The organism is Coralloluteibacterium stylophorae, assembly GCF_018122625.2.
GTDB lineage: Bacteria > Pseudomonadota > Gammaproteobacteria > Xanthomonadales > Xanthomonadaceae > Coralloluteibacterium > Coralloluteibacterium stylophorae.
On record NZ_JAGQFT020000003.1, the window covers coordinates 292,511 to 304,904 of the forward strand.

Annotated in this window: 12 protein-coding genes; 7 read left to right on the forward strand and 5 right to left on the reverse strand. The window is 73.6% G+C overall.

Annotated features, from left to right (window positions below; translation table 11 throughout):
- The first annotated feature begins 13 nt into the window (after window positions 1–13).
- Together KB893_RS06190 and KB893_RS06195 are read left to right on the forward strand one after the other, a co-directional pair.
- The gene (locus KB893_RS06190) at window positions 14–1,516 is read left to right on the forward strand and encodes a M20 family metallopeptidase (protein ID WP_211925924.1); all 1,503 of its coding nucleotides are present in this window, start codon (window positions 14–16) and stop codon (window positions 1,514–1,516) included.
- A 96-nt stretch (window positions 1,517–1,612) separates the two neighbouring features.
- Window positions 1,613–1,885 carry a GlsB/YeaQ/YmgE family stress response membrane protein gene (locus KB893_RS06195; RefSeq protein ID WP_213173552.1) on the forward strand — a complete coding sequence of 91 codons (273 nt, stop codon included), beginning with the start codon at window positions 1,613–1,615 and terminating at the stop codon, window positions 1,883–1,885.
- A gap of 20 nt (window positions 1,886–1,905) precedes the next feature.
- Here the strand turns inward: KB893_RS06195 and cysC are convergent, their stop codons facing one another.
- Both cysC and cysD read right to left on the reverse strand, forming a co-directional pair.
- Window positions 1,906–3,750: an adenylyl-sulfate kinase gene (gene cysC, locus KB893_RS06200; protein WP_213173553.1), complete on the reverse strand. Its 1,845-nt coding sequence runs from the start codon at window positions 3,748–3,750 to the stop codon at window positions 1,906–1,908.
- Window positions 3,750–4,661, reverse strand: coding sequence for a sulfate adenylyltransferase subunit CysD (cysD, locus tag KB893_RS06205; protein WP_211927862.1), 912 nt, complete (start codon window positions 4,659–4,661; stop codon window positions 3,750–3,752). The genes cysC and cysD overlap by 1 nt, the downstream gene beginning before the upstream one ends.
- A gap of 159 nt (window positions 4,662–4,820) precedes the next feature.
- Here cysD and KB893_RS06210 point away from each other — a divergent pair, with 159 nt between their 5' ends.
- Window positions 4,821–5,840, forward strand: coding sequence for an aminoglycoside phosphotransferase family protein (locus KB893_RS06210; RefSeq protein ID WP_338026869.1), 1,020 nt, complete (start codon window positions 4,821–4,823; stop codon window positions 5,838–5,840).
- Window positions 5,837–6,565 carry an N-acetylmuramate alpha-1-phosphate uridylyltransferase MurU gene (gene murU / locus KB893_RS06215; RefSeq protein ID WP_211927860.1) on the forward strand — a complete coding sequence of 243 codons (729 nt, stop codon included), beginning with the start codon at window positions 5,837–5,839 and terminating at the stop codon, window positions 6,563–6,565. The genes KB893_RS06210 and murU overlap by 4 nt, the downstream gene beginning before the upstream one ends.
- Here the strand turns inward: murU and hda are convergent.
- The 3 genes from hda to KB893_RS06230 form a co-directional block, all read right to left on the reverse strand.
- A complete protein-coding gene (hda, locus tag KB893_RS06220) occupies window positions 6,555–7,247 on the reverse strand; it encodes a DnaA regulatory inactivator Hda (protein WP_213173554.1) in 693 nt (230 codons plus the stop codon). The two genes, murU and hda, sit on opposite strands and share 11 nt — an antisense overlap.
- A complete protein-coding gene (locus KB893_RS06225) occupies window positions 7,244–8,395 on the reverse strand; it encodes an AI-2E family transporter (protein ID WP_211927406.1) in 1,152 nt (383 codons plus the stop codon). Before KB893_RS06225 ends, hda begins: the two co-directional genes overlap by 4 nt.
- Before the next feature lie 169 nt (window positions 8,396–8,564).
- On the reverse strand, window positions 8,565–9,602 hold the full coding sequence (locus KB893_RS06230; RefSeq protein ID WP_211927405.1) for a DUF2066 domain-containing protein: 1,038 nt from the start codon (window positions 9,600–9,602) through the stop codon (window positions 8,565–8,567).
- A gap of 186 nt (window positions 9,603–9,788) precedes the next feature.
- Here KB893_RS06230 and purM point away from each other — a divergent pair, with 186 nt between their 5' ends.
- From purM to KB893_RS06245, 3 genes are read left to right on the forward strand one after another with little or no spacing between them, the layout of a single operon-like run.
- On the forward strand, window positions 9,789–10,826 hold the full coding sequence (gene purM, locus KB893_RS06235; protein ID WP_211927404.1) for a phosphoribosylformylglycinamidine cyclo-ligase: 1,038 nt from the start codon (window positions 9,789–9,791) through the stop codon (window positions 10,824–10,826).
- A 31-nt stretch (window positions 10,827–10,857) separates the two neighbouring features.
- Complete coding sequence (purN, locus tag KB893_RS06240) at window positions 10,858–11,526, forward strand: phosphoribosylglycinamide formyltransferase (RefSeq protein ID WP_211927403.1); 669 nt, start codon at window positions 10,858–10,860, stop codon at window positions 11,524–11,526.
- Window positions 11,527–11,569: 43 nt separating this feature from the next.
- Window positions 11,570–12,280: a DUF3108 domain-containing protein gene (locus tag KB893_RS06245; protein ID WP_211927402.1), complete on the forward strand. Its 711-nt coding sequence runs from the start codon at window positions 11,570–11,572 to the stop codon at window positions 12,278–12,280.
- Window positions 12,281–12,394 lie beyond the last annotated feature (114 nt).

Consider the following 12,394-nt stretch of genomic DNA (forward strand, 5'->3'; position numbering starts at 1 on the left):
ACGAGGGCCAGCCATGGCAGCCACGTCCCCGGACACCGCCCGCATCAACGACTTCGTCGCCCGCAAGTGGGACGACGAGGTGGTGCCGCAGCTGATCGAGTACATCCGCATCCCGAACAAGTCGCCGATGTTCGACGCGGACTGGGTCGCCAACGGCCACATGGAGCGTGCGGTGGCGCTCATGGAGGGCTGGGCGCGCGCGCAGGCGATCGAGGGCATCGCCATCGAGGTGGTGCGCCTGGAGGGGCGCACGCCCCTGATCTACATGGAGATCCCGGCGTCGGGCGAGGCCGGCGAGGACAGCGTCCTGCTCTACGGCCACCTCGACAAGCAGCCGGAGATGACCGGCTGGGACGCCGACCTCGGCCCGTGGAACCCGGTGCTGCGCGGCGACAGGCTCTATGGCCGCGGCGGTGCCGACGACGGCTACGCCATCTACGGCTCGCTGACCGCGATCATGGCGCTGCGCGAGCAGGGCCTGCCGCACAACCGCTGCGTGGTGCTGATCGAGGCCTGCGAGGAATCCGGCAGCTACGACCTGCCGCACTATGTCGACCACCTCGCCGAGCGCATCGGCAGGCCGTCGCTGGTGGTCTGCCTGGACTCCGGCTGCGGCAACTACGACCAGCTCTGGTGCACCACCTCGCTGCGCGGCATGGCCGGCGGCAACCTGCGCGTGCAGGTGCTGCACGAAGGCGTGCACTCCGGCGACGCCTCCGGCGTGGTGCCGTCGAGCTTCCGCATCCTGCGCAGCCTGCTGTCGCGACTGGAGGACGAAGCCACCGGCCGCATCGTCGTCGATGCCCTGCACGTGGAGGTCCCGGCCGAGCGCCTGGAGCAGGCGCAGGCGGCCGCCGACACCCTCGGCGACGAGATCTACGGCAAGTTCCCGCTGCTCGACGGCATGACGCCGATGGCGGACGACCTCAAGGAGCTGATCCTCAACCGCACCTGGCGCCCCGCGCTGTCGGTGACCGGCGTCGACGGCATGCCTGCGCTGTCGTCGGCGGGCAACGTGCTGCGTCCGCACACCGCGGTGAAGATCAGCCTGCGCCTGCCGCCGACCCTCGACGGGGTCAGGGCCGGCGAGATCGTGCGCCAGGTGCTGACCGAGAATCCGCCCTACGGCGCCGAGGTCACGCTCGACCTGGAGAAGGCCTCCACCGGCTGGAACGCGCCGGCGATGTCAGCGTGGCTGTCCGATGCGATCGCCGCCGCCTCCGAGGCCACCTTCGGCCGGCCGGCGATGTACATGGGGGAAGGCGGCAGCATCCCCTTCATGGGCATGCTCGGCGAGAAGTTCCCCGGCGCGCAGTTCATGATCACCGGCGTGCTCGGCCCCCACTCCAATGCGCACGGGCCGAACGAGTTCCTGCACATCCCGACCGGCAAGCGCGTCACCGCCAGCGTCGCCCTGGTGCTGGCCCGCCACTTCGAGGCCAGCCGCGCCGGCCTGACCACGGGCGTCGGCGCGTCGGAGAACAACGCGCAGTTCGGCGACCACGGCTGCTGCTGACCCGGCGTCGCCGCGGCCGGGCGCCTTCACCCGGTCGCGGCACGGCGGCGCCCAGCATGCGCGCCGCCGGGACGGCCGGCGCGACGGAGCACATCCATGCAGGGCATCTTCGGTGGCGGCGGCATCCTCTGGATCATCCTGATCGGCTTCATCGCCGGCCTGGTCGCGCGCGCGCTCAAGCCGGGCAAGGACGCGATGGGCTGGATCCTCACCATCGTCCTCGGCATCGCCGGGGCGCTGCTGGCGACCTTCATCGGCCGCGCCGTCGGCTGGTACGACCCGAACGAGGCCGCCGGCTTCATCGGCGCGGTGATCGGCGCGATCGTGCTGCTCGCGCTGTGGGGCATGTTCTCGAAGAAGAAGCGCTAAAACGCGCAGGCGGCGCCGCCTCAGCGCGGCGCCGCATCCTCGCCGAGCAGGTGCGCGATCACCTGGCGCGCCAGCGCGTCGGGGTCCGCGCGGCGCGTGTCGAGCACCAGCTCGGCCTGCTCGGGTCGCTCGTAGGGCGAATCGATACCGGTGAAGTTGGGGATGCCACCGGCGCGGGCCTTGGCGTAGAGGCCCTTGGGATCGCGCGCCTCGCAGAGCTCCAGCGGCGTGTCGACGAACACCTCCAGGAACTCGCCCGGCGCGAACAGCGTCCGTGCGCTCCTGCGCTCGCTCGCGAAGGGCGAGATGAAGCTCACCAGCACGATCAGCCCGGCATCGACCATCAGCCGCGCGACCTCGGCCACGCGGCGGACGTTCTCCACGCGGTCGGCGTCGGTGAAGCCGAGATCGCGGTTGAGCCCGTGGCGGACGTTGTCGCCGTCGAGGAGGTAGGTGTGGTAGCCGCGGGCGTGCAGCTGGCGCTCGACGCTGTCGGCGATGGTCGACTTGCCCGAGCCCGACAGGCCGGTGAACCACAGGCAGGCCGGCGCCTGGCCCTTGGCGGTGGCGCGCGCCGCCTTGTCCACCTCCAGCGCCTGCCAGTGCAGGTTGGCGGCGCGGTGCAGCGCGTGGTCGATGGTGCCGACGCCGGCGGTGGCGTTGCTGCGGCGATCGATGAGGGTGAAGCCGCCCAGCGCCGGCGCCTGCGCGTAGGGCTCGAACGCCACCGGCGCCTCGAGCGCGAGATGGCAGAAGCCGAGCTCGTTCATGCCCAGCCGGCGCGCGGACAGCGGCTGGCCGCTCTCGATGTCGACGCGATGGCGCAGCGCGGTCACCTGCGCGGGCACCAGCGCGGTGCCGATCTGCATCAGGTAGGAGCGGCCCGGCAGCAGGTCGGACGCGTCCATCCACAGCAGGTGCGCGGCGAACTGGTCGGCCGCCTGCGGCGGCGTCGCGGCGGCGGCGAGCACGTCGCCGCGGGCCACGTCGATCTCGTCGGCCAGGACCACGGTCACCGCCTCGCCGACACCGGCCGCCTGCGCCTCGTCGAAGCCGCGGAGCAGGCGCGCGACGCGGCTGCGCGCGCCGGACGGAAACACCACCAGCTCCTCCCCCTGGCGCAGCGTGCCTGCGGCGATCGTGCCGACGATGCCGCGGAAGCCCGCGTCGGGCCGGTTGATCCACTGCACCGGCAGGCGCAGCGCGCCCTGGCGCGGCGGCGGCACCGGGCAGGCCTCCAGCCACTCCAGCAGGGTCGGGCCGGGGTACCACGGGGTGGCCGCCGCGCGCGCGGTGAGGTTGTCGCCGCGCAACGCCGACAGCGGCACCGCGGTCACCGCGTCGAAGCCGAGACCGGCGGCGAGCGCGTCGAAGGCGGCGGCGATGGCCTCGAAGGTGCCGCGGGCGTCGGTCACCAGGTCGATCTTGTTCACCGCCAGCAGCACACGGCGCACGCCGAACATCGCGCAGATGCGCGCGTGGCGGTGGGTCTGCGGCAGCAGCCCCTTGCGCGCGTCGACCAGCACGATGGCGGCATCGGCAGTCGAGGCCGCGGTGGCCATGTTGCGCGTGTATTGCTCGTGGCCCGGGCAGTCGCCGAGGATGAAGCGCCGCCGCGGGGTCCGGAAGTAGCGCCAGGCGACGTCGATGGTGATGCCCTGCTCGCGCTCGGCCTCGAGGCCGTCGAGCAGCAGCGCGTAGTCGACGCCGCCGGTGGTGCCATGGCGCGCGCTGACCCGCGCCAGCGTCTCGAGCTGGTCGTCGGGGACGTTGCCGGATTCGAACAGGAGGCGGCCGAGCAGGCTGCTCTTGCCGTCGTCGACGCTGCCGCAGGCGATCACGCGCAGCTGGTCGGGTGCATCCATCAGAAATAGCCCTCGCGCTTCTTGCGCTCCATCGAGGCGGAGGGATCGTGGTCGATCACCCGCCCCTGCCGCTCGGAGGTCCTCGCGGCCTCGAGCTCGGCGATGACCGCATCGAGCGTGTCGGCCTCCGACTCCACCGCCGCGGTCAGCGGATAGCAGCCGAGGGTGCGGAAGCGCACCCGGCGCATCTCCACCCGTTCGCCGGCGCGCGGCTGCAGGCGCGCGTCGTCCTGCATGAGCCAGGCGCCGTCGCGGCGGATCACCGGCCGCTCGGCGGCGAAGTACAGCGGCACGATCGGGATCGCCTCGCGGCGGATGTAGTGCCACACGTCGAGCTCGGTCCAGTTCGACAGCGGGAACGCGCGCACGCTCTCGCCGGGCCCGAGACGGGTGTTGAACAGGCGCCACAGCTCCGGGCGCTGGGCCCGCGGATTCCAGCGCTGGTGCGCATCGCGGAAGGAGAACACCCGTTCCTTGGCGCGCGAGGCCTCCTCGTCGCGCCGCGCGCCGCCGATGGCGGCATCGGTCCCGAGCTCCGCCAGCGCCTGCTTGAGGCCGACGGTCTTCATGATCTCGGTGTGCAGCGCGGCGCCGTGCACCAGCGGCGAGATGCCTTCGGCCGCGCCCTGCGGGTTCACGTGCACGTGCAGGCGCACGCCGGCCTCGGCGGCGCGGCGGTCGCGGAAGGCGATCATCTCGCGGAACTTCCAGCCGGTGTCCACGTGCAGCAGGGGAATCGGCGGCGGCGCCGGATGGAAGGCCTTCAGCAGCAGGTGCAGCAGGACCGAGGAATCCTTGCCGATCGAATAAAGCAGCAGCGGACGCCGGAAGCAGGCGGCGACCTCGCGCAGGATGTGGATGCTCTCCGCCTCGAGCTGGTCGAGGTGATCCATGGCGGCCGGCCCGCTCATCGCTGCGTGGTCCCGCGGGCGGCGCGCGAGGACGGGCTCGCGCTCGCCCCAGGGCATCGTTCTTGAAGCAGACAGGGCGGCTGCGGCATGGATCAACCGATGGGCGCGGAAAGCCGTCGAGTTTACTCTGTCGCTCCCATCCGCCGCCCCCTCCGCTCCGTGCGCGACGCCTCCGACGCTACTTCCTCCGCCCGCGATCGCGAGCGCCTCGCCTGGGCCCGCGGCGCCCTCGCCTGCCCGACCCTCGTCCTCGAACGCGCCTCCTTCGACGCCGGCTTCCGCAGCTACTGGCGGGTCCGCGGCGCCGACGCGCAGGCGATCGTGATGGATGCGCCGCCGGCCACCGACGACGTGCGCCCGTGGCTGGCGATGGGGCGGGTGCTGGCCGGGGCCGGCCTGCACGTGCCGGCGGTGCTGGCCGAGGACGTGGCGCGCGGCTTCCTGCTGATCGAGGACCTGGGCACGCGCGGCTACATCGACGTGCTCGACGCCGGCAATGCCGACGCGCTGTTCGCCGACGCCATCGCCGCCCTCGTCGTCCTGCAGCGGATCCCGCCGCCGCCCGCGCTCGGGCGCTACGACCGCGCCTTCTTCGAACGCGAGCTCGGGATCTTCGAGGAGTGGTTCCTGCATCGCCACCTCGGGGTGACGCTGGACGCCCGGGAGCGCGAGGCGTGGAAGGCCATCGGCGACATCCTGATCGCGAGCAACCTCGCCCAGCCGCAGGTGCTGACCCATCGCGACTGGATGCCGCGCAACCTCATGCACTGCGCGCCCAATCCCGGCGTCCTCGACTTCCAGGATGCGGTGGTCGGCCCGATCGCCTACGACCCGGCCAGCCTGTTCCGCGACGCCTTCGTCAGCTGGCCGCAGGCGCGGGTCGAGGGCTGGCTGCGCCGCTACCACGAGGCGGCGGCCGCCGCCGGGCTGCCGGTGCCGCCGTGGCCGCGCTTCGCGCGCGACGCCGACCTCGCCGGCGCGCAGCGCCACCTCAAGATCCTCGGCATCTTCGCCCGCCTGCACCACCGCGACGGCAAGCCGAAGTACCTCGTCGATGCGCCGCGCTTCCTGCGCTACCTGCTCGACGCGATCGCGCGCCATCCCGAGCTCGCTCCGCTCGGCGCCCTGCTGGACACCCGCGTGCTGCCGCGTATCGCGGCGGCGGACGCCGCGGCATGAAGGCGCTGATCCTGGCCGCCGGCAAGGGCGAGCGCATGCGACCGCTGACCGCGCACACGCCCAAGCCCCTGCTCGAGGTGGGCGGCAAGCCGCTGATCGTCTGGCACCTGGAGAGGCTCGCCGCGCTCGGCGTGCGCGAGGTGGTCGTCAACACCGCCTGGCTGGCGCCGCGCCTGGTCGAGGCGCTCGGCGACGGCGCGCGCTGGTCGCTGCGCATCGCCTGGGCGCACGAGGGCGCCGAGCCGCTGGAGACCGGCGGTGCCTTCCTGCACGCGCGCCCGCTACTGGGCGACGGCCCCTTCATCGCGGTCAACGGCGACATCTGGAGCGACTTCGACTTCGCACGGTTGCCGCGGGCGCCACGCGGCGACGCCCACCTGGTGCTGGTCGACAACCCCGCGCACCACCCGGACGGCGACTTCGCGCTCGCCGCCGACGGGCGCGTCGACGCCGCCGGCGCGCCGCGCCTGACCTTCGCCGGCATCGGCGTCTACCGTCCGCAACTCCTCGAGGGCTGGCGCGGGACGATCGGCGCGGAACCCGGCGCCGGGCTGGATCCGCCGCGCTTCAGGCTCGCCCCGCTGCTGCGCGCGGCAATGCGCGCCGGCCGGGTCGACGGCGTCCATCACCGCGGGCGCTGGACCGACGTCGGCACCCCCGAGCGGCTGCACGAGCTGGACGCGCGACTGCGCGCCGGGCCCGCAGCGCCCGCCCTCACTCCCTGAGCAGCTGCCTCAGGAACGGCACGGTGGGCCGCCGGCGCGCGGCGAGCGAGGCGCGATCGAGGCGGTCGAGCACGGCCCCGAGCGAGGCGAGGTCGCGCTCGACGTGGACCAGCAGCCAGTCGATCACCGCGTCGTCGAGCTGCAGGCCCCGCGCCGCGCCGCGCATGCGCAGCACCGCGCGGCGTCCGGCGTCGTCCAGCGGCTGCAATGCGATGCGCGTGCATTGCGCCAGGCGCGAGCGCAGGTCGGGAAGCTCCAGCGGCAGCGCGGCGGGCGCGCCGCGGGCGGCGTAGAGCACGGCCGCGCCGGCCGCGCGCGCGGCATTGTGGAAGTCGAACAGCGCGACCTCGGCTCCGCGGTCGCCGCAGATCGCATCGAGCCCGTCGATCGCGACCAGGTCCGCCGCCTCGTTGCCCGCCAGGGCCTCGGCGGCGTGCGCGCCGAGCGTCGCCAGCGGCAGGTAGACGGCCCGGCGGCCGCGCGCATCGGCCTGCGCGCAGGCCGCGAGCAGCAGGTGGGTCTTGCCGCTGCCGGCCGCGCCGTCGAGGTAGAGCCAGTCGGCGGCGGCGCCGTCCGCCACCGCCGCCACCAGCGGCAGCGCGCGCGCATCCGGGTCGTGGAAGGCGGCGAGGCGCTGGTCGGGCGGAAACCGCAGCGAGAGCGGGAGCTGCGGCGTGCTCAATCCGGCGTCTTCCCGTCGCCCTTGTCGACCACGATCACGGTGTCGGCCTCGACCACGTCGACCTCGCCCGGCCGCCGGATCAGCATGCCGCCGCCGTAGAGCTCGCTGGCGGTATAGCGCTCGTAGCCGAAGCGCAGCAGCACCATGGTCACCGCCGCCACCGGCAGCGCCACCAGCACGCCGATGAAGCCGAACAGCTGGCCGAAGGCCATCACCGCGAAGATCACCGCGACCGGATGCAGGCCGATGCGGTCGCCGACCAGGCGCGGGGTCAGGACGTAGCTCTCCGCCAGCTGCACCACGGTGTAGACCACGCCCACCAGCAGCAGGTGCGTCCAGTCCCCGTGCTGGACCAGCGCCGCCACCGCGCCCATCACCAGGCCCAGCGTGGCGCCGAGGTAGGGCACGAAGCTGGTCAGGCCGGTGACGACGCCGATGATCAGGGCCATGTCGATCCCGATCAGCCACAGCCCGATCGCATACAGCGCACCGAGCGCGAACATCACCGCGACCTGGCCGCGGATGAAGCCGCCGAGGACCGCGTCCGACTCCCGGGCCAGGCGCACCACGGTGGGCTCGATCGAGCGCGGCAGCATCTCGCGCACCCGCGCCACCATGACGTCCCAGTCGCGCAGGAAGTAGAAGGTCACGATCGGGATCAGCACCAGGTTCACCGCCCACAGCACCACCGCCATGCCGGAGCGCGAGACGGTGCCGAGGATGGTCGCGGCGACGCCGCCGGCCTGCTGCCAGTGCGACTGGACCAGCTCGAAGAGGTAGGTCGGGTCGACGTAGTCGCTGAATTCCAGGTTGAGGCGGTCCTCCACCCACGGCACGGCCACGTCGACGAACCAGGCCTGGTAGCGCGGCCAGCTCTGCACCAGGCGCACGATCTCGCGCTCGAGCAGCGGCACCAGCAGCAGGACGATCAGCACCAGGATCAGGATCATCAGCGTGTAGACGATCACCACCGAGGTCGTGCGCGAGCGGCCCACGGCCTCGAGCCGGTCCACCAGCGGATCGCCCAGCCAGGCCAGCAGCGCGGCGACGATGAAGGGCGTGAGCACCGGGCCCAGCAGCCAGATCAGCACGCAGATGACGACGCCGATGGCAAGCATCTGCCACGCGCGCGTATGGGTGTTCACCATGGATCAGTCTTCCCTGGAGGCGGCCAGCGCCCTGCGCCGGCAGCGTACGACGTAATCCGCGCCGGCCGCGACCGCCCGGCCCGGCCCGGCCCGGCGACCGGTGCGGGACGCGCCGCGCCGGGTCGATCGCGTGCGGCAGCCTGCGCGGGAACCGGCCGCGCCGCTGCGGTCACGGTCGCAGCAGGAGGACCGGCAACCCGGCCGCGCCCGGCACCGGCGCCAGCACGTCGCCGCTGCCGACCAGCTGTTCGAAGGCGCCGTAGCCGCTGGCGAGATCGAGCTGCAGGCGCAGCGCGCCGCGGCCATCGGTCTCCGGAACCACGCCACGCACCACCGCGAGTCCCTGCAGGTAGCCCATCAGCCGCAGGTAGTCCTCGCTGCTGCGCACGCCCTCGATGCCGACGCTGACGATCTCCGGCGGCCCGAGCTCGACCACCTCGGCGAAGCGCGCGGCGAGCGCGGTGGCCGCCGGGTCGGCGCCGCCGGCCATGGCCCGGCGCGCGTCGCCATCGCCGCTGCTCCAGCGCTCGGCCTCGACCCCGTCGATGACCAGGCTCCAGTCCGCGGCCCAGCCGCCGCCCTGGCGGTAGAGCTTGCCCAGCAGCGCCTGCTCGCGGCCGCGGGCGGCGGCCGGATCCAGCGCCCACACCGCGTCCACGTCGCCGGCGCCGGCGGCCGGCAGCCGGAGCTCGAGGCCGCGCGCCTGCGCGCGCTCGGTGAGCGAGCGCACCACGCTGGTCTGCTGGGCGTTGACCAGGCGCGCGCCGCGGCCGTCGTCGATCGCCAGCAGCAGGGCCACCGGCGGCCGCGGCACCGGCCACAGCGGGAGGCCGGCGGCGGCGACGAGGGCGTCGATAGCGGCGCGGTCGAACTCGACCACCAGCGTCTGCCGGTACACCGGGGCACCGCCCGGACCGCGCTCGGTGTCCTGCCGGTAGGAATAGCCGGTGGCCAGGGTGTCGGCGGACCGCAGCTGGCGCGCGACCAGCGGATGCCTGGGCGCGCCCTCGTCGCCGGTGAGCTTGACCACCACCTGCGCCAGCGCCGCCCGCATGCCGGCCTCGCGCTCGCCCGAGCCCTGGCCGTTGACCGGGACCTCGCCGCTGTAGAGCCCGCCCATGCCGTCGTTGAGCCCCTGCGCGTGCGCCGCCACGGCCAGCGCCCACAGGCACAGGAACATCAGGGAACGAAGCGCGGACTGGGGCATCGGACGGAGTCTCTCGGGCGGAAGCGAGCGCGGCGCGCATGGTGCCGCAGCGCTCGACGGGCGTCCAACGGACGCCGGCGGGCCGCAGCGCGGCGAGTGTGGCGGCGCCGGCGTGACAGCCGCGCAGGCTCCGGCCGCGCGGGCGGCGCTGCTAGAATCGCCGGCTTTCCCCACGGTGCCGCCCGCGTGAGCCAGCCCCCGACCTCCCTGAGCTACCGCGACGCCGGCGTCGACATCGACGCGGGCAATGCCCTGGTCGAACGCATCAAGCCGATGGTGAAGAAGACCTTCCGCCCCGGGGTGATGGGCGGGCTCGGCGGCTTCGGCGGCCTCTTCGACCTCGGCGGGCGCTACCGCGAGCCGGTGCTGGTGTCGGGCACCGACGGCGTCGGCACCAAGCTCAAGCTCGCGCAGACGCTCGGCCGCCACGACACCATCGGCATCGACCTGGTCGGCATGTGCGTCAACGACGTGCTGGTGCAGGGCGCCGAGCCGCTTTTCTTCCTCGACTACTTCGCCACCGGCAAGCTCGACGTCGACACCGCCGCGCGCGTGGTCGGCGGCATCGCCCGCGGCTGCGAGCTCGCCGGCTGCGCGCTGATCGGCGGCGAGACCGCGGAGATGCCGGACATGTACGCGCCGGGCGAGTACGACCTCGCCGGCTTCACCGTCGGTGCGGTGGAGAAGGCGAAGCTCCTCGACGGCGCCACGGTACGCGAGGGCGACGAACTGATCGGCATCGCCTCCAGCGGCCCGCACTCCAACGGCTACTCGCTGGTCCGGCGCATCCTCGAGCGCGCCGGCAGCCCGCTCGAGCTCGACCTCGGCGGCACCTCGCTCGCCGACGCGCTGATGGCGCCGACCACGATCTACGTCAGCCCGGTGCTCGACCTGCTGCGCCGCCACGAGATCCACGCCATGGCCCACATCACCGGCGGCGGCCTCACCGAGAACATTGTCCGCGTGGTGCCGGAGGGGCTCGGCGTCGAGATCGACGCATCGGCGCTGCCGACGCCCGCGGTGTTCGACTGGCTGCGGCGCGAGGGCAACGTGGCCCAGGCCGAGATGTGGCGCACCTTCAACTGCGGCGTCGGCTTCGTGCTGGTGGTGCCGCGCGAGCTGGCCGATGCCGTCGCCACCGACGTCCGCGTCGCCGGGCTCGAGACCTTCCGGATCGGGCGCATCGCGCGCGCCGGGGCCGACGCCCGCGTGCGCATCGGCTGACGATGCCGCGCATCGAAGGGCGCGCCGGCGCATGAGCCGACTGCGCATCGCGGTGCTCGCGTCCGGACGCGGCAGCAACCTGCAGGCACTGATCGACGCCCGCGCGGCGGGCGTGTTCGATGCCGAGTTCGCCGGCGTGTTCTCGGACCGCCCCGACGCCGTCGCGCTGCAACGGGCGGCGGGCGCCGGCATTCCGCGGCAGGCGCTGCGCCCGGTCGACTTCGCCGACCGCGCGGCCTTCGACGACGCATTCTTCGACGCCGTCGCCGCGGTTCAGCCCGATCTCATCGTCTGTGCCGGATACATGCGCCTCATCGGCGAACGCCACGTCGTCCGCTTCGCAGACCGCATGATCAACATCCATCCCTCGCTGCTGCCCGCGCACCCGGGCCTGCACACGCACCGGCGCGCGCTCGAGGACGGCGTGCGCCGCCACGGCGCGAGCGTGCACTACGTCATTCCCGCGGTCGACGCCGGCCCGGTGCTGGCGCAGGCGGCGGTGGACGTCCGTGCGGGCGACACGCCCGACTCGCTCGGCGAGCGCGTGCTGGCCCGCGAGCACGTGCTGCTGCCGGCCTGCGTCGCCCTGATCGCCGGCGGCCGGCTGCGCTACGACGGCGGCCGCGTCGTGCTCGACGGCGCTCCTCTCACGCGCCCGCTGCAGCTCGACAGCGACGATCGCCTGACCCCCGCAGCCTGATCCGCGGCGCCATCCGCCGCGCCCGAACGCACGGAGACTGCCCATGACCCGACGCCTCACCCTGGCGCTCGCCGCGCTGCTCGCGCCGATGCTCGCCCTCGCCGCCCCGCCCGGCCCCTACCGCGCCGACTACGAGGTGCTGCGCAACGGCAGCGTCCTCGGCCGCGCCGAGGTCGAGCTCGCCCGCGACGGCGACGCCTGGACCCTCACCTCGCACACCCGCGGCACCGAAGGCCTGGCCGCCCTGGCCGGCGCCGACATCCGCGAGCGCTCGACCCTGCGCTGGCGCGACGGCCGGCCCGAGACCACCGGCTACCGTTACGAGCAGAAGACCGCGTTCAACACCCGCAAGCGCAGCCTCGAGGTCGATGCCGCGAAGGGCCAGATCGTCAGCCGCGACCGCAAGGACAGCCGGACCCTGACGTGGACGCCCGGCGTGCTCGACCGCCAGCTCGTCGCGCTGGCGCTGGCGCAGGACCTGGCCGCGGGCAAGCGCGAGGTCGAATACCAGGTCGCCGAGCGCAGGGCGGTGGAGCCGCAGCGCTACCGCCTCGCCGGGACCGAGAGCGTGCAGGTTCCCGACGGCCGCATCGACGCGGCCAGGGTGGAGCGCATCCGCGAGGGCGATTCCGGCCGCACCACCACGATCTGGCTCGACCCCGCCCGCGACTACCTGCCCGTGCGCACGGTGCAGAGGGAAAAGGACGGCGAGACGATCGAGATGCGGCTGGTGGGGGTGGAGCCGGCGGGATGAAGCCGTGGAGGTGAGGCGGGGCGAGGCGGGGAACGGGGAACGGGGAACGGGGAACGGGGAATCGGGAATCGGGAATCGGGAATCGGGAAGCGGGAAGCGGGAAGCGGGAAGCGG